The 17,850-nt window shown below is 39.3% G+C and carries 17 protein-coding genes; 12 read left to right on the top strand and 5 right to left on the bottom strand.

Annotated elements, in window-relative coordinates; genetic code table 11:
- Window positions 1-46 precede the first annotated feature (46 nt).
- Window positions 47-370 (bottom strand): inorganic pyrophosphatase, encoded by a 324-nt coding sequence (locus A5889_RS02425; protein ID WP_087640280.1) that lies wholly within the window; start codon window positions 368-370, stop codon window positions 47-49.
- 58 nt (window positions 371-428) lie between these two features.
- Window positions 429-815, bottom strand: a complete 387-nt coding sequence (locus tag A5889_RS02420; RefSeq protein ID WP_087640279.1) for a hypothetical protein — start codon at window positions 813-815, stop codon at window positions 429-431.
- 301 nt (window positions 816-1,116) lie between these two features.
- On the opposite strand from A5889_RS02420, the gene purC reads away from it, so the two are divergent.
- The 10 genes from purC (at window position 1,117) to A5889_RS02370 (ending at window position 11,508) form a co-directional block, all read left to right on the top strand.
- Window positions 1,117-1,830, top strand: coding sequence for a phosphoribosylaminoimidazolesuccinocarboxamide synthase (gene purC, locus A5889_RS02415; protein ID WP_087640278.1), 714 nt, complete (start codon window positions 1,117-1,119; stop codon window positions 1,828-1,830).
- Between the two features lie 22 nt (window positions 1,831-1,852).
- A complete protein-coding gene (purS, locus tag A5889_RS02410; protein ID WP_087640277.1) occupies window positions 1,853-2,104 on the top strand; it encodes a phosphoribosylformylglycinamidine synthase subunit PurS in 252 nt (83 codons plus the stop codon).
- Window positions 2,082-2,789 carry a phosphoribosylformylglycinamidine synthase subunit PurQ gene (gene purQ / locus A5889_RS02405; protein ID WP_277989281.1) on the top strand — a complete coding sequence of 236 codons (708 nt, stop codon included), beginning with the start codon at window positions 2,082-2,084 and terminating at the stop codon, window positions 2,787-2,789. The genes purS and purQ overlap by 23 nt, the downstream gene beginning before the upstream one ends.
- Complete coding sequence (gene purL, locus A5889_RS02400; RefSeq protein ID WP_087640275.1) at window positions 2,786-5,008, top strand: phosphoribosylformylglycinamidine synthase subunit PurL; 2,223 nt, start codon at window positions 2,786-2,788, stop codon at window positions 5,006-5,008. The genes purQ and purL overlap by 4 nt, the downstream gene beginning before the upstream one ends.
- The gene (purF, locus tag A5889_RS02395) at window positions 4,993-6,432 is read left to right on the top strand and encodes an amidophosphoribosyltransferase (RefSeq protein WP_087640274.1); all 1,440 of its coding nucleotides are present in this window, start codon (window positions 4,993-4,995) and stop codon (window positions 6,430-6,432) included. Before purL ends, purF begins: the two co-directional genes overlap by 16 nt.
- Window positions 6,433-6,466: 34 nt before the next feature.
- Window positions 6,467-7,507: a phosphoribosylformylglycinamidine cyclo-ligase gene (gene purM / locus A5889_RS02390; RefSeq protein WP_087640273.1), complete on the top strand. Its 1,041-nt coding sequence runs from the start codon at window positions 6,467-6,469 to the stop codon at window positions 7,505-7,507.
- A gap of 2 nt (window positions 7,508-7,509) precedes the next feature.
- A complete protein-coding gene (gene purN, locus A5889_RS02385) occupies window positions 7,510-8,091 on the top strand; it encodes a phosphoribosylglycinamide formyltransferase (RefSeq protein WP_087640272.1) in 582 nt (193 codons plus the stop codon).
- Window positions 8,091-9,632 carry a bifunctional phosphoribosylaminoimidazolecarboxamide formyltransferase/IMP cyclohydrolase gene (gene purH, locus A5889_RS02380; RefSeq protein WP_176372780.1) on the top strand — a complete coding sequence of 514 codons (1,542 nt, stop codon included), beginning with the start codon at window positions 8,091-8,093 and terminating at the stop codon, window positions 9,630-9,632. The genes purN and purH overlap by 1 nt, the downstream gene beginning before the upstream one ends.
- Window positions 9,633-9,644: 12 nt before the next feature.
- Window positions 9,645-10,916, top strand: a complete 1,272-nt coding sequence (gene purD / locus A5889_RS02375; RefSeq protein ID WP_087640271.1) for a phosphoribosylamine--glycine ligase — start codon at window positions 9,645-9,647, stop codon at window positions 10,914-10,916.
- Window positions 10,917-11,019: 103 nt separating this feature from the next.
- On the top strand, window positions 11,020-11,508 hold the full coding sequence (locus tag A5889_RS02370; protein ID WP_087640270.1) for a type II toxin-antitoxin system Phd/YefM family antitoxin: 489 nt from the start codon (window positions 11,020-11,022) through the stop codon (window positions 11,506-11,508).
- A 98-nt stretch (window positions 11,509-11,606) separates the two neighbouring features.
- Here A5889_RS02370 and A5889_RS02365 read toward each other — a convergent pair whose 3' ends face one another.
- From A5889_RS02365 to A5889_RS02355, 3 genes are all read right to left on the bottom strand, one after another.
- On the bottom strand, window positions 11,607-12,353 hold the full coding sequence (locus A5889_RS02365; RefSeq protein WP_087640269.1) for a TIGR03915 family putative DNA repair protein: 747 nt from the start codon (window positions 12,351-12,353) through the stop codon (window positions 11,607-11,609).
- On the bottom strand, window positions 12,343-13,656 hold the full coding sequence (locus A5889_RS02360; RefSeq protein ID WP_087640268.1) for a putative DNA modification/repair radical SAM protein: 1,314 nt from the start codon (window positions 13,654-13,656) through the stop codon (window positions 12,343-12,345). The genes A5889_RS02365 and A5889_RS02360 overlap by 11 nt, the downstream gene beginning before the upstream one ends.
- Window positions 13,657-13,813: 157 nt before the next feature.
- A complete protein-coding gene (locus tag A5889_RS02355; protein WP_087640267.1) occupies window positions 13,814-14,626 on the bottom strand; it encodes a Cof-type HAD-IIB family hydrolase in 813 nt (270 codons plus the stop codon).
- Window positions 14,627-14,810: 184 nt separating this feature from the next.
- Between A5889_RS02355 and A5889_RS02350 the strand changes: the two genes are divergently transcribed.
- Window positions 14,811-15,389, top strand: a complete 579-nt coding sequence (locus A5889_RS02350) for a DUF1361 domain-containing protein (protein WP_087640437.1) — start codon at window positions 14,811-14,813, stop codon at window positions 15,387-15,389.
- 89 nt (window positions 15,390-15,478) lie between these two features.
- Window positions 15,479-17,755, top strand: coding sequence for a 5'-nucleotidase C-terminal domain-containing protein (locus A5889_RS02345; RefSeq protein ID WP_087640266.1), 2,277 nt, complete (start codon window positions 15,479-15,481; stop codon window positions 17,753-17,755).
- The last annotated feature ends 95 nt before the right edge of the window (window positions 17,756-17,850 follow it).

Below are 17,850 nucleotides of genomic sequence, written 5' to 3'. Positions count from 1 at the left end.
ATCAACCAAAAGAAATCGTTACTTTTGGTTGATACTCTTTTCTTATCTAAAGAAGTTCAATATGACTATCAAAGTGTTGTTCAATAAAATAAGTTTGTTTTGTGATTTCATCTACTGAGATCGTTGAACCTTCTGGTATAACGATCCACTTTGTTTCGATATCGTCATTTCGATGGATCACGGCTGTGACGATGCCAATAAATGTATCTAGCTTTTTTGCTGGTACATTTAAAATATATGCATCTTGTTCTTCGCCGTCTCCGCCTCTCACTCCTTCAATGTAACCATAATTTACTGGGTAACGATTATTAAAGGAATCTAGATAACCAATAGGTCGATCGACTGTTACTTTAACTTTTAGTTTTTCCATAATCTCTCCTCAAGTGGTCAAAAAAACTCTTAGCTGTATCTCTAAGAGTTTCTGTCTTTTAAATGGCTATTTCTCTTAAGTTTCTTAATGGTGAAGTAGAAGGCGCTTTTAGCGCAGTAAGTAGTTGATCGATAAACAAATAATTGCACTCTTTTGAATTAAAGTAAATCTGAATACAATATTTATTTTTACAGAAATGTTGTTCGTGAATCTGGTGGATCAACAGTTCGTTGTTATGGCTATTTATATAACGAAACGTACGCTTTCTTCGTTCAGAATGTCGTTGAAAAATACGCTTCAAATTTCTAAATGTGTAGTAAGAGCTGTGCTGATTCAACTTATGAACTTCTTCTAAGGCTAATAAGTCATTATACAATTTCGTTCGTTCTTCAAGCACTAATCCTGCCAAAAATTCCTGAGTCAAATGGTCATAATCGCTAGTCATTCTTGAGGTCCCTCCTAAAAATCATCACTAAAGAATAGTGAACACGTTAAGCAAGTTATTTTTTATTAGCATACCATTTTTACTATCTATTGTAAATGCTTACAGCTGTTTTTCTGTTGTTTGAGGAATGAAGAAAAAGTATCATTTTGATAAACACGAACGATTATGATAAATGTTTTATTATCGTTAATGATTTTGTTGACGCCCTGAATAATGCTTGTTAAAATGTAAACAAAGATATTATACGAATGATATTCGTTTTTATAATAAAAAACGTACGGAAAGAGAGTGCTGAACTGCGATGGAAGATATGTTGTTATATGAAGGTAAAGCAAAAAAACTATTTAAAACAGATGATCCTGAGCAATTACGAGTGGAATACTTAGATCAGGCAACTGCTTTGAATGGAGCTAGGAAAGATATTGTTCAGGGGAAAGGAATGCTCAACAATCAAATAACCGCATTGATTTTTGAGCAACTCGCACAAAAAGGAATGTCGAGCCATTTTATCAAAAAAATATCAAAACACGAACAATTGGTGCGTCCTTTAGCGATCATACCTTTAGAAGTTGTGATCAGAAACATTTCTGCTGGCAGTTTTGCTAAGCGATTAGCTTTTGAAGAAGGAGTAGAATTAGCACAGCCGATTTTGGAATTTTACTTTAAAGAAGATTCATTGGATGATCCATTGATCAATGATGACCATGTCAAAATTCTTGAAATTGCAAATGAAGAGGAAATCAAAACAATCAAAGACGAAGCGCATAAAATAAATCAACTGTTGATTGAGATTTTCAGAGAAATCGATCTACGATTAGTTGATTTTAAAATCGAATTTGGCAGATGCTCTGACGGAACGATTTTATTAGCTGATGAAATTACCCCTGATACGTGCCGTTTATGGGATTTTAAAACGAATCAACCTCTAGATAAAGATGTCTATCGTAAAAATTTAGGTGAAATTGTACCTGTGTATCAAGAAGTATTAACTCGTTTGGAAAAAAGATTCAATTAACGATAAAAAAGGAGAATAGTCAATGAATTACTTAGCAAAAGTCTATGTTACGTACAAAGATTCTGTATTAGATCCTCAAGGAGAAGCGGTCAAAGGAGCGGTTCATCGCTTAGGATTCAATGAAATCGAAGAAATTCGGATAGGAAAATACTTTGAAATCAAAGTGGCACAAAGTGATCGGACTGTTGAAACTGTGATCGAAGAAATTTGTGATAAATTACTAGCAAATGTCAATATGGAAACCTATCGTTATGAAATCACGGAGGAGCTCTAAAATGAAATTTGCGGTCATTGTTTTTCCCGGATCGAATTGTGATATGGATCTTTTATGGGCTGTTAGAGACATTTTAGGTGAAGAGGCAGAATATGTTCGTCATGATGCAGAGAGTTTAGAAGGATTTGATGGGGTATTGATACCTGGCGGCTTTTCATATGGTGATTACCTTAGATGCGGGGCGATTGCCCGTTTTTCTAAAATCATTGATGAAGTTGTTCGGTTTGCGGATGAAGGAAAACCAGTTTTTGGCACCTGTAATGGCTTTCAGATTTTGACAGAAGCTGGGTTGTTGCCGGGAGCGTTGATTCGCAATGAATCGCTTCATTTTGTTTGTAAAACTGTGTCGCTGAAAGTGGTGAATAATCAAACGAATTTCACCTCCGAGTACAAAGCTGGAGAATGCATTCGAATACCGGTAGCACACGGCGAGGGAAATTATTATTGTGATGAAGAAACGCTCGAAACACTGAAAAAAAAACAGCAAATCGTTTTTACGTATGCAGATGAAAACCCTAATGGAAGTATTGAAAATATTGCTGGGATCATCAATGAAAAAGGCAATGTTTTGGGTATGATGCCGCATCCGGAACGAGCTGTAGAAAGTCTTTTAGGCTCTGATGATGGTCTGCGCTTTTTTAAATCGATTGTTAAAAACTATGAAAAGGAACGGATAAACGTATGATGAAAGTAACGGAACCAACGCCAGAAGACATCAAAAACCAACGAATCTATTCTGACTGGGGCTTAACAGATGAAGAGTATCGAATGATCGAAGAGGATATTTTAGGCCGGATGCCGAATTACACAGAAACAGGTTTATTCTCAGTGATGTGGAGCGAGCATTGTTCGTATAAAAATTCAAAGCCCGTTTTACGAAAGTTTCCTACCACAGGACCGCAAGTATTACAAGGACCAGGTGAAGGTGCGGGGATCGTCGATATCGGTGATGGTCAAGCAGTGGTATTCAAAGCGGAAAGTCATAATCATCCCTCAGCGGTTGAACCATATGAAGGTGCAGCAACCGGTGTTGGTGGGATCATTAGAGATATTTTCAGTATGGGCGCAAGACCAATTGCATTGTTGGATTCTTTACGGTTTGGTGAACTGACAAATGATCGGACAAAATATCTTTTAGAAGAAGTGGTTGCTGGTATTAGCGGCTACGGAAATTGTATTGGAATCCCAACTGTCGGCGGTGAAGTTGCTTTTGATCCTTGCTACGAAGGCAATCCTTTAGTAAATGCGATGTGTGTCGGTTTGATCGATCATAAAGATATTCAAAAAGGACAAGCCAAAGGAGTCGGGAATGCCATCATGTATGTCGGAGCGAAAACAGGACGCGACGGCATTCATGGTGCGACATTTGCTTCTGAAGAATTTGTTGAGGGTGAAGAGCAGCAGCGTTCTGCTGTTCAGGTTGGTGATCCTTTTATGGAAAAACTTTTACTGGAAGCTTGTTTAGAATTGATCTTGAACCACTCAGATATTTTGGTGGGCATTCAAGATATGGGAGCAGCTGGTTTGGTTTCTTCTAGTGCTGAAATGGCTTCAAAAGCTGGTTCTGGTTTGATTTTAGATCTAGATGATGTACCACAGCGTGAAATAGGCATGACACCTTATGAGATGATGTTATCTGAATCGCAGGAACGTATGTTGATCTGTGTTGAAAAAGGACGTGAACAAACAGTTATTGACTTGTTTCAAAAATATGATTTGGACGCTGTGACGATTGGGAAAGTGACAGATGATGGGCTTTATCGTTTGAATCATAACGGCATAGAAGTTGCTAATTTACCTGTGGATGCATTGGCAGAAGATGCACCAGTGTATCAAAAGGAAAAACAAGAACCAGCTAGAATCAGTGCTTTTGCTTCAATGGATGATTTCTATCCGGAAGTAATCGACGGAACTCAAACATTACTTGCTTTGCTGCAACAGCCGACTATCGCTTCTAAGAAAGTCATTTATGAAACCTATGACTCCCAAGTGCGAACGAATACGGTCGTATTACCTGGTAGTGATGCAGCTGTTTTACGCGTTCGCGGAACGAATAAAGCGCTAGCGATGACGACAGATTGTAATGCGCGTTATCTTTATTTGGATCCGGAAGTTGGCGGACAAATAGCAGTGGCAGAAGCTGCAAGAAATATTGTTGCTAGCGGCGGTCAGCCTTTAGCGATCACTGACTGCTTAAATTATGGCTCACCGGATAAACCGGAAGGGTTTTGGGAGCTGTGGACATCTGCTGATGGAATAGCAAGAGCATGTGAAGTTTTAGAGACGCCAGTAATTTCCGGAAATGTTTCTTTATATAACGAGACTGATGGTAAAGCAATTTATCCCACACCTGTTATTGGTATGGTTGGATTGATCAGTGATTTGAAGAATATAACGACACAAGACTTTAAAGCAGCAAACGATTTGATTTATGTGATAGGGGAAACAAATGCAGATTTTAATGGTACTGAAATCCAAAAAATGCACTTAGGTCGAATCGAAGGAAAATTGATGGACTTTGATTTAATGATTGAAAAAGAACATCAACAGTTAGTTTCAAAAGCGATTGAAGCAGGCTTGGTTGCAAGTGCTCATGATTGTTCAGAAGGCGGTTTAGCAATCGCCTTAGCAGAATCTGCATTTAAAAAGAATGTTGGTATAGATGTGGATGCAGCAATGGATACTGCGCTGTTGTTTTCTGAAACACAATCTCGTTTTGTTGTCTCAGTGAAACCTGAAAATCAAGTTGCTTTTGAACAACTAGTAAAAGACTCGGCTCGAAAAATCGGTGTAGTTACTAATAATGGATTGCTCAAGATTAAAACTGCTGATCAAAAAATCGAATTGATGACACAAAAGGCGAGAGAAGTCTGGGAGGAAGCTATTCCATGTCTTATGAAGTAAAAAGTCTAAATGAGGAATGCGGAGTTTTTGGGATTTGGGGACATCCAGATGCTGCTCGAGTAACGTATTTTGGTCTTCATAGTTTGCAGCATCGCGGACAAGAAGGTGCAGGCATCGTTTCTAATCATGAGGGGAAATTAAATGGTTATCGCGGGTTGGGGCTATTATCTGAAGTGTTCAAAGATGACCGCTCGCTAACTGCACTGAATGGCGAATCTGCTATTGGTCATGTCCGCTATGCAACTGCTGGAAATGGCAGTGTAGATAATATTCAGCCATTTTTATTCAAATTTTATGATAGCTCATGTGGTCTTGCTCATAATGGAAATCTAACCAACGCCAAGAGTTTGCGAAAAGAATTGGAAAAAGATGGTGCAATTTTTCATTCTAACTCAGATACTGAAATTTTGATGCATCTGATTCGTCGTAGTAAAAAAGAAACGTTTATCGAACAGCTAAAAGAAGGTCTGAGAACAGTCAAGGGTGGTTTTGCATACTTACTGATGACTGAAACGGCAATGATTGCAGCACTTGATCCAAATGCGTTTCGACCATTATCGATCGGTCAAATGAAAAACGGTGCGTATGTGATCGCCAGTGAGACCTGTGCATTAGAAGTGATTGGTGCTTCCTTTATCAGAGATGTTGGTCCAGGAGAAGTGATCATCATTGATGACAACGGGTATAAAGTTGAGACATATACAGATGACACTCAATATTCGATTTGTTCAATGGAGTATATTTACTTTGCCCGACCGGATTCTAATATTGCCGGTGTGAACGTTCATACAGCGAGAAAAAATATGGGAAAACGTTTAGCAATCGAAGCACCAGTTGAAGCAGATATGGTCGTCGGTGTTCCTAATTCATCGCTTTCTGCAGCAAGCGGCTATGCAGAAGCCAGCGGGATTCCTTATGAAATGGGTTTAGTCAAAAATCAATATATTGCACGAACATTTATTCAACCGACTCAGGAATTAAGAGAACAAGGTGTTCGGATGAAGCTTTCGGCTGTAAGAGGCGTGGTTGAAGGAAAGCGGGTAGTGATGGTCGATGATTCGATCGTGAGAGGAACGACGAGCCGTCGTATCGTTCAACTATTAAAAGATGCAGGGGCAAAAGAAGTTCATGTTCGAATTGCATCACCGCCGTTAAAATTCCCTTGTTTTTATGGGATAGATATACAAACAAGAAAAGAATTGATTGCAGCTAATCATTCAGTCTCTGAAATCGAACAATTGATCACTGCAGATTCTTTGAGTTTTTTGAGTGAACAAGGCTTGATCGATGCGATCGGTTTAAACTATGATGCACCGTATTCAGGACTGTGCATGGCTTATTTCAATGGTGATTATCCAACGCCTTTATATGATTATGAAACGACTTATCGAAAATCTTTAAAGGACAAAATTAGTTTTGTTTAAAGCAACTGTAACTCAAATGACAGGAGGAACACAGATGGCAAATGCCTATGCAAAAGCTGGTGTAGATGTTGAGGCTGGTTATGAAGTAGTTGAAAGAATAAAAAAACATGTGAAACGAACCGAACGCGCTGGTGTGATGGGTGCTCTTGGAGGCTTTGGCGGATGTTTTGACTTGAGTATGGTGGATGTGAAGGAGCCTGTCTTGATTTCGGGAACAGACGGGGTAGGAACAAAGTTGATGGTCGCACTTGAGGCGGATCGACATGATACGATCGGGATCGATTGTGTGGCAATGTGTGTGAATGATATTGTCGCACAGGGAGCGGAACCACTATATTTTCTTGACTATATAGCGACTGGAAAAAATGTTCCGGAACGTTTAGAAAAGGTTGTTGCTGGAGTTGCCGACGGGTGTCTTCAAGCAGGAGCTGCGTTGATTGGCGGTGAAACTGCTGAGATGCCGGGGATGTACGACGAGTCAGAATATGATTTAGCAGGTTTTGCAGTCGGTGTTGCAGAAAAAAGTCAAGTAATAACCGGCGATTCAGTAAAGACAGGAGATATTTTGATTGGTTTACCGGCAAGCGGTATCCATTCGAATGGCTATTCCCTTGTTCGTAAAATCTTTTTTGAAAAACACGCGCTTACAGGCATGTCGATCATTCCGGAGTTGAATGAAACGCAATTGTCAGATGAGTTACTGAAACCAACTAAAATCTATGTCAAAGCTATGCTGCCTTTAATTAAACAAGGCTTGCTAAATGGTGCAGCGCATATTACAGGAGGCGGCTTTGTGGAGAATATCCCACGTATGCTGTCAAAAGAGCTGTGTGCAGAGATTCATTTAGGTTCATGGCCCAAGCTACCAATATTTACAGTGCTTGGAAAGTATGGACAAATTCCTGAATTGGAAATGTTCGAGATCTTCAATATGGGGATTGGGATGGTTTTAGCTGTTTCGCCGCAAAAAGTTGACGATGTTCAAACCATTTTAAGTGAGGTAGGCGAAACGGGCTATGTCATTGGAAAAGTGGTGCGAAGAGAAAACCAGCCGATTCTATTTAAAGAGGTGTGAAAATGAAATTAGCTGTATTTGCTTCAGGAAATGGCAGTAATTTTCAAGTGATTGCAGAAGCAGTTGAAGCAGGAACGATCCCAGGAGAAATCAGTTTGTTATTTTGTGATAAAAAGGATGCCTATGTGATTCAGCGGGCACGAACTTTATCGATTCCTGTTATTTCTTTTTCACCTAAGGATTTTGAATCAAAAGAGATTTATGAGGCGGAGTTGCTTCATCTACTTGAAGAAGAACAAATCGATTTGATTATTTTGGCAGGTTATATGAGAATTATTGGAGCGACATTATTGGAAGTTTTTGCAAATAGAATCATCAATATTCATCCGTCGCTGCTGCCTGATTTTCCCGGTTTAACAGGCATCAAAGATGCTTTTGAAAGTGGCGTGAAAAAAACGGGAGTGACTATTCATTTTGTTGATGCTGGCGTGGATACAGGTCCGATCATTGCTCAAGAATCTGTGGCTATTGAAGCTGATGATACATTGAGCGATTTAGAGAAAAAAATCCATGCTATTGAGCATCGTTTGTATCCAACTGTTTTAGCACAAGTAATTAAATCACAGCAAGGAGAGAGTTTTTAATGATGAAAAGAAGAGCATTGGTCAGTGTTTCAGATAAAACAGGGATCGTTTCTTTTGTAGAGGGATTGATTGCACAGGGGATCGAAATTATTTCTACTGGAGGGACGAAAGCAACTCTTGATCAAGCCGGTCTTCCAACTCTCTCGATCGATGAAGTAACTGGTTTTCCAGAAATGATGGACGGACGTGTCAAAACATTGCACCCTAACATTCATGGCGGATTATTAGGACGTCGCGACATGCCTTCTCATATGGAAGCGATGGAGCAGCATGATATTCGACCGATCGATTTTGTATGTGTGAATTTATATCCGTTTAAAGAAACGATTCTAAAGGAAAATGTTACAGAAGAAGAAGCAATCGAAAATATTGATATTGGTGGTCCTAGTATGTTACGAAGCGCTGCTAAAAATCATCAGGCAGTCACTGTTGTTGTTGATCCCGCAGATTACCCATTGATTTTGTCTGAGCTGAAAGAAAATGGACAGACAGCTCTTTCTACCAGAAAAAAATTGGCTGCCAAGGTTTTTCGTCATACGGCTGCATATGATGCATTGATTGCGGAATATCTGACAGAGTTAGTCGGTGAGGTAGAACCTGAATCACTTACGTTGACTTATGAATTAAAGCAGTCATTACGCTATGGTGAAAACAGTCATCAACAAGCAACCTTTTATCAAGATGCTTTGCCAACGGCTTTTTCGATCGCCAGCGCAAAACAGCTGCATGGAAAAGAATTATCCTATAATAATATTCGGGATGCGGATGCAGCGATTCGAATTTCTAGAGAATATTCTGAGCCAGCAGTTGTAGCGGTGAAACATATGAACCCTTGCGGAATAGGGATCGGTCAAACGATCGATGAAGCATACCAATATGCGTATGAAGCTGATCCTGTGTCGATTTTTGGTGGGATCATCGTATTGAATCGTGAGGTAGATACACCAGTAGCTGAAAAGATGCATCAGCTGTTTCTTGAGATCATCATTGCACCTAGTTTCTCTGAGGAAGCGCTGGAACTGTTATCAAAGAAAAAAAATCTACGCTTGATGACATTAGACTTTTCTAAAAAAGATCAAGCGCTAAAAGATGAAAAAATCTCTGTTTTAGGTGGTTTGCTGATTCAAAATCAAGACGTTATTAGTGAAACAAAGGGCGATTGGCAAGTTGTAACAAAAAGAGCACCTAGTGAAAAAGAAATAGCTGCTCTTGAATTTGCTTGGAAAGCTGTAAAACATGTAAAAAGCAATGCTATCGTTGTGGCAAATAATCATCAAACACTTGGGATTGGTGCAGGTCAGATGAATCGCGTTGGTTCTGTTCAGATTGCGATCGAGCAGGCAGGCACAGCGATCGAGGAAGCAGTTTTAGCCAGTGATGCGTTTTTCCCGATGGGAGATAGCGTTGCTTATGCTGGAGATCATGGCATCAAAGCAATCATTCAACCTGGTGGAAGCATCAAAGATCAAGAGTCGATCGACATGGCTGATAAATATGGAATTGCAATGGTCTTTACAGATGTTAGACACTTTAGACATTAAAAGGAGAGTAACATGGGATTAAATATTTTAGTGATCGGAAGCGGCGGTAGAGAGCATACGATTGCTCAAAAATTGTATCAAAGTCCAAAGGTTGATTCTGTTTTCTGTGCTAAAGGGAATGCAGGGATGAAAAAAGATGGGATTCAACTTGTTGATATTGCTGAAGATGATCATGTCAGCTTAATCGAATTTGCGAAAGAACAAAAAATCGATTGGACGTTTGTTGGTCCTGAGATCCCTCTTTTAAATGGGATCGTTGATGATTTTACCGCGGAGGGGCTGTTGATTTTTGGCCCGACAAAAGCAGCAGCATTGATTGAAGGGTCTAAGGATTTCGCAAAAGAGCTAATGAATCGATATAACATTCCGACAGCAGAGCATCAGACATTTTCTGACTTCGAACGAGCAAAAGCATATGTTCTTGAAAAAGGGGCGTCGATCGTAATAAAAGCAGATGGATTAGCTGCTGGAAAAGGAGTCGTTGTTGCAGAAACAACTGCTGAAGCAATTGAGGCACTTGAAGATATGCTTAAGGAAAATAAGTTCGGACAAAGTGGCGCCAAAGTTGTTGTAGAGGAATTTCTTGAAGGAGAAGAATTTTCGCTATTGGCTTTTGTTCGTGATCAAGAGGTTTATCCAATGGTGATTGCTCAGGATCACAAGCGTGCATATGATGGCGATTTAGGCCCAAATACTGGCGGAATGGGTGCGTATGCTCCCGTACCGCAAATTCCTCGATCTCTCATAGAAAAAGCAGTATCAACGATTGTACGACCAGCAGCACTTGGAATGATCGAAGAGGGAAAACCTTTTACGGGTATTTTATATACTGGTTTGATCGCTACTTCCGCAGGGCCTAAAGTGATTGAATTTAATGCGCGCTTTGGTGATCCGGAAACACAGGTGGTTTTACAGCGCTTGAATAGCGATCTAGCTCAAATCATTGATGATCTATTACATGGAAAAACACCAGAAATTGAATGGAAGCAAACAGGATATAGCTTGGGTGTTGTCGTTGCAGCAAAGGGATATCCGGGAGAGTATCAAAAAGATCACACAGTTCCAGCTGCTTTTGATGCTTCGGATGAACATATCTATTATGCAGGAGTAAAAGAGACATCAGGCCAGCTTCTTTCGAATGGCGGGCGTGTGTATCTAGTTGAAGCAAGTAGAGATACGTTAAAAGAAGCGCAGGAAGCAGTTTATGAACGGCTGGAAAAAATGGATACGACTGGCTTGTTTTACCGCAAAGATATCGGCTTTAAAGCAATTGATTCAATCTGAAAAAAGACACGATCGACATTTTTCATTCGTACAAGCAATTCATAAAAAGCTCTTCACACAGTTTTTCTGTATGATATAATCGTCTAGGAAGGGAAGTTGACGAATGAAAAGTGAAAAAGAAATTTCTGTCTCGATTACAGATGTGAAGCAATCGCCGATGACCGTTTTTGCTACAGCCAAGAAAGAAGAAACAGGCGTCTATATCTATAATAGAAATAGAGTTGCAGGGGTCATGCTGACAGTAGAGCAGTATGAAGATTTATTAGAAAAACAGTCTGCTCAACAAGATCCAAAGGTGAAAATCGCTCAATTGAACCAGACGATTCGCAAAAAAATTGCTTTTGGTTCATTGATATCAGCCAAAAATTTAGATGAACAGCTGGTTGGTCTAGGTTTCATTACGAAAAAAGCAGAATCTGATAACTACAATGAAATGATGAATGAGCTGAACGAGACAGGAAAAATTGACTATCAGCTTCAGAAAAAAGAGGACCGCACTAATATCTTTGCTGAAGTTATTGGGGAACAAAGCAATCAATCACAGTTACCAGATAAGTTGATCGTGAAAAAGATCCATCTTAGAATCGATTGAATAGAATAGAAAAAGGACTGGGATGTAACTCTACGAGTTACGACCCAGTCCTTTTTAAAACGAATAAACGGTGGAAGCAGAAGTAACTCCTTTTATTCTCAAAAATCAACCATATTTCCGCGAAAACGTTTAGGGAGGTGAGATAATTGGACTTGTTCATTTTTACGTTCTTCGATCGTCACGGCTCGAAGAAACGTTCGCCAATTGTCTTGAACTTCTTGTTCGCAAGACTGAGCGTGAAATACTGGGGGATCTGTATTTTCGATAAATCGAATCTGAGCTTGTTCGATGATTCCCAGTAAACGGTGTGTTTCATCGTAGATCATGAGCGTTTCATTTGGGTATCTTTGAGCAAAGTGCGGACATAAGTAGGGTAAAGAAAAATGTTTAGGTGCGATTTGACTGTACAAGAATGCTCCCACATATTCAAAACGAACAAATCCTGTAAATAAGTGGACTTCACTAAACAAAGCTTTTAAGGATTTTTGTAAAGCGAGGATCGATGGATGCCCCAAATGGTTGGTCAGCGAATCTTTTGTTGATAATGCGATTTGGATCGCATCCAATAAGCAGCGTTCCTTTTCTTTTAACGAACAATAAAAGCCATCAATAATAAACAGAAGATTTTCTTTTTTTAGACGCTGTTCTAGTCGTTGATAGATTTTTTTTGCCAGTTCTTCATCTGTTTCGAACCATTCACTGATAAAGAGTGTTTCAACTGAATTTTCAGGGGTCAAAATCATTTCTGGAAAACAGTTCTTTTTGAATGCATGATAAACAATGGTCAAAAAGCCATAGTAACTGCCGTCATATTCCCAAACTTCATTTGTTTCTTCAATTGACATAACGCATCTCCTTGTGTTTGGTCGCTTCAAAGCGTTCCACATCAAATAAAGACAATTGTTCATGCCTGGATTGCGTATTTACTTTTTTCAATGTGTCATACTGTTTAGAGGAGATCAAAGAAGTGATTATCCATTCAGGCTCTTGAATCAAACCTGCTTGAACGGCTCCGTTACAGCTGATAAAATACTGTGCTCGTTTGACAACGACTCCTAATTTTTTTAGGTCAGACAAGTGTAATTTGTAGTATTTTCTTGCTTTTAAGATATTTTGGGCACTCTTTGGTCCGATTCCTGGTATTCGTAATAAACGCTCGTATGAGGCTGTTTGAACATCAATGGGAAATTGCTCGTAATTTTGAACAGCCCAGTTTGCTTTAGGGTCTAAATATAAATTAAAATTAGGTTTTTCTGGCGATAAAATTTCATCTGCAGAAAAGCGATAAAAGCGTAAAAGCCAGTCTGCTTGATATAAACGGTGTTCTCGTAACAAAGGTGGATCAGTCGTGACGGCGGGTAATAACGAATCTTGATTTACGGGTATATAAGCAGAGTAATAAACGCGCTTCAAGTCATACTTTTGATAAAGATTTTCTGCAATTTTAACGATGGAATGATCGCTTTCCGGAGAAGCACCAATGATCATTTGGGTAGACTGTCCAGCGGGCACAAAAGAACTTGCTCTCTTTAAAGCTGGAACCAAGGATAGCTCCTTTTTCTTATGGGTAATTTGCTTCATAGGTTTGTATAAAGCGAATGGGTCTTTATCCGGTGCTAAAAGCTTGAGACTTTCGCGTGAAGGCAATTCAACGTTCACGCTCATTCGATCAGCAAGAAAGCCAAGCTCTTCGATCAATCGTTCATCAGCTCCTGGAATTGCTTTCACATGGATATACCCTTTAAATCCTTTTTCATGACGTAAGATCTTTAGCGTTTTGATCAAAAGCTCACTTGTGTAGTCAACATTTTTTATAATAGCAGAGCTTAAAAATAAGCCTTCGATATAATTTCTCATATAAAAATCCATTGTTAGATCGGCGACTTCTTGAGGTGTAAAAGTCGCCCGCGGGATCGCGTTGGATTTTCTATTGATGCAATAGTGACAATCAAAAATACAAGCATTTGTAAATAATAGTTTTAGTAAGGAAACACAGCGTCCGTCGCTTGTGAATGAGTGACAAATCCCAGCTTTGGCTGTGCTGCCAACGCTGCCTGTCCGCTGATTATCAGCAACACCACTGCTGGAGCAAGAGACGTCATACTTGGCTGATTCAGCAAGAATCTCAATTTTTCTAGATAAATCCATAGTTATTCCTCTTTTCTAAATTTAACGAGAACGTATGTTCTTATTTTATCAAGAAGAATAAGAATTGTAAAGGTAAAAAAAGATGACTGCACACATTTGGATTCTGCAGTCATCTTATAAAATTTGTAGTTAGCCGATCGATACAGAAAAAGTCATATTAATGATCGTTCAGGTCCAAATACTGAGTTAAATAATCAGCTAAACCATCTTCATCATTCGTCTTTTCTGTGATATCATTTGCGACCGATTTGATTTTATCTGTCGCGTTTTTCATTGCAACGCCCCAGCCAACGTAATCAAGCATTTCTTCATCGTTATGTTCGTCACCGAATGCTAAAATATCAGCGCGTTTAACATTAAGGAAGCTAGCGACCTGTTCAACGCCTTTCGCTTTTTGGATGCCTTTTGAAACGATTTCCAAGATCGGTGTTGGACCTCCCCATGTTCTGACATCGACGTATTCACCGTATTGTTTTATTAAAGAATCCGAAACATTTTTTGCTTGATCGTGTGTTGTACGAACCATCATAGATGTTGGATCAGTTACTAAATTTTTCGTCGTAAGCAAATTGCTTGGTGTTGCCTCGGATGCGAAGAAAGCTGGGTCGAAATAATCTAATGTGTCGATGTAGAATGTTTCTTTATTTTCAGCTGCAACAAAATCAAGGTTCAGCGCTTGTTTCTGCGCTAAAATATCAAATACTAAATCTCTTTTGATGCCTGTTTCTTTTTCATTCGCCCATTTCTTTTCAGGTAAATGAACGAGTGCGCCATTAAAATTGACCATTGGAGTTGTTAAGCCTAATTGGCGGTAAAATTGGCTGCTCATACGGTATGGGCGTCCTGTCACGATACTCACATAGTGCCCATGATCGATCGCTTTTTTCAATGCTTTTTCTGTTGTCGGACTGATAAGGGATTGATTATTTAAAGTAGTGCCATCCAAATCGATTGCAATTAATTTTTTCAAGTTGATTCCTCCATGATATTTTCTTAAAGATAGTCTAGCATAAAATAGGAGAATAACAAGTTTTCAAGAAAATTTTCTATAAATTTACGAGTATGATACACTTGATGAGAAAAGGTGGGTGAAGTAGTTGAGTCAAAAACTTCGTTGGACGATTCGAATTGGGACGGTCTTTTATTGCGTATATATGCTGCTAGTTGCAAATAGCTATCAGTTTATGGCGCTCAATGTATTTCTTGCATATATCCCGATTGAAATTAGTTTTTATTTTGGGCGGGTCAATCGAAAGTCGTTTTATTTTATTGCAGCTTTCTGGCTGATCTTTTATCCGAACGCGCCATATTTATTTACTGATTTCTTTCATTTAGCAGAGCTGACGATCTATCAAGGACAGAATCAGATTTTTCTTCAGTCGATCCATGATTGGAGTAAATTTGTTCTTTTAGCTACGGGCATTTTGGTATACGGTATTTTGGGGATGAGTACATTATTTACGTTAAATTATGAAGCAAGAAAAAAGGGGCTCGTGACTAAAAACTGGCAATTTGGACTGGTCACATTCCTTATCTCTGGTTTATCAAGTCTAGCGATTTTCGTCGGGCGTTTTGATCGTCTACATAGTGCATACCTATTTACCAAGCCAGTTAACACTTTACAGATAATTTTTTTTCAATGGTCACAAGAAAAATGGTTGTTTATTTTCCTGCTTACAGTATTCCAACTGATTTTATTGGGAATGATTTTTACCATAAAACAGCAAAAATAGAATTGATAGAAGTCATTGACAGCGTGTTTGGAACTTGTTACTCTTTAATTAAGTAATTATTAGGGAATAAAAGCGAAGGAGTATACGGAATGAAAAAGTGGCATAATTCTTTAGTAACAATTTTCTTTGTTATTGGAGGAATCAGCAGCGCAATTGTGTGGGGCAATGGAGCAGCGCAAGCAGAAACAACAAACGAACAAGCAAAAGCTGAACAGATAGAATTATCTAATCAAGAAGAACTGATTCCTTTTCAATTATTAGGGATCAATGATTTTCATGGTGCATTGAATACGACTGGATCATTTTATGACGATTTAGGAAATAAAGTTGAAAAAGCTGGAACTGCACCGTTATTAGCAGGGTATCTCAATCAAGCTCAGGAACAGTTTTCAAAAAATAATAAAGGTGGACAAACCTTACGTGTTCAAGCTGGTGACATGGTAGGAGCAAGTCCGGCGAGTTCAGGTTTACTTCAAGACGAACCAACGATCAAAGTCTTGAATCAAATGGACTTTTCAATAGGGACGCTTGGCAATCATGAATTTGATGAAGGTCTGGCAGAATTCAACCGAATCATGACGGGTACAAAACCAGTTGATGATCCATATGGTATTTTGACGGTATACCCAAGAGAAGCCTCTAAAACGCAAATAGTCATTGGGAATGTGGTCAAAAAAGGTACCGAAGAAATTCCATTTGGCTGGCAGCCATATACGATCAGGGAAGTCGGTACTGAGGCTAATAAAGTCAAGGTTGGTTTTATCGGCGTGGTTACAACAGAAATTCCTAATTTGGTGTTGCGAGAGCATTATGAAGCCTATGATTTTTTAGATGAGGCACAAACGATAGCCTACTATTCTAAACAACTGAGAAATCAAGGAGTAAACGCGATCGTTGTTTTAGCTCATATTCCAGCAACAAGTAAAGCAGGAAAAGTGGAAGGCGAAGCAGCAGAAATTCTAAATGAAGTCAATAAAATCTATCCTGAAAATAGTGTCGATGCTTTTTTTGCTGCACATAATCATCAATATACTAATGGTGTAGTCAATAATACAAGAGTCGTTCAATCAACGTCGCAAGGGAAGGGCTATATCGATCTTCAAGGAACATTAGATCCAAAGACCAACGATTTTGTAAAAACGCCGGATGCAACTGTCTCAGCGGTTGACCCTGCAGGGAAAGCAACCCCGAAAGTGGATGAAGCTGTCGATAAAACAGTAAAAGACGCGCAAGTTCGAGTTTCTATTGTGACAAACAAGAAAATCGGAACAGCTAAGGGAAGTCAGTCGATCACTCGTGAAGTCAATGAATGTAAAGAATCACCGTTAGGTAATTTGATCACAGACGGACAAGTGGCAATGGCTAAAGCACAAGGGATCGATGCTGACTTTGCGATGACAAACAATGGCGGTATCCGTGCAGATTTGATCGTAGGTGCCGATGGTGAAATCACGTGGGGAGCTGCACAGGCAGTTCAGCCATTCGGAAATATCCTGCAAGTCGTAGAAATGACTGGTGCGCAGATCCAACAAGTGCTCAACGAGCAATATGACGAAGAAGAACGCTACTTTTTACAAATTTCAGGTTTAAAATATACTTTTGCTGAAACAAGGGATGCGAATCAGCCCTATGCAGTGAAAGAGATGTATAAAAGTGATGGAACACCGATTCAAGCAGAGCAGCCTTATTTGGTTGTGATCAATGATTTTTTATTTGGCGGAGGAGATGGCTTTTCAAGTTTTACTGAGAGCCGGTTAGTCAACGCGATTCAGCCAGATACAGAAACGTTTATTAGTTATATCGAAAGTAAAGAAGCGGCAGGAGAATTGATCGAGGCGTCGATCGAAGGACGTAAAGCATTGGCTGATCCAGTTGAACCAGTCGAACCAACACCTGAGCCGACAGACAATGATCGATTGGAAAAGGCAACGATTTTTGATCCTTTGTACGAAGACGATGAGCTTTTAAGAGGAGTAACATTACCGAATGCTACGATTGTCATTTTTACTGGCGATCTACCTCAAACTGCAACAAGGACATCGGAGATTCCGACAGGTGATCTTCAAGGCCAAGCAGATGGTGAAGGGCTCATCAAATTGAATGTGGCACCATTGAAGCTTGCAGGTAAAGAAAAGCTAACAGCTTTAGTGATTGACAATGAAAATAACCAAGCAGTTTTTACGATCCCTATCTTACCGAAAAAGACTATTTCCGACTCGTCTACAGAAATTTCTACTAAATCTTCTGAGGCCGGTGGAAAAGGTGAATTGCCAAAAACAGGTGAACAATCAACTTCATTTATTGCTGTTGTAGGTTGGTTATCAGTCAGCTCAGGCTTTGTCGTTTTCTTAAAAAAGAGAACGTAGCTTATTATAAATAGAAAAAAGGTACGTGGTAGCAAAAGATACCATGTGCCTTTTTTGTGACTTCCTAAAAACACGAACATTAAAAATAAAAACAG

It is taken from the genome of Enterococcus sp. 9D6_DIV0238 (assembly GCF_002174455.2).
In the GTDB taxonomy this organism is placed as follows: domain Bacteria; phylum Bacillota; class Bacilli; order Lactobacillales; family Enterococcaceae; genus Enterococcus_L; species Enterococcus_L dunnyi.
The sequence above is the reverse complement of the archived record's forward strand: the minus strand, read 5'-3'. Positions and strand labels throughout refer to the sequence as shown.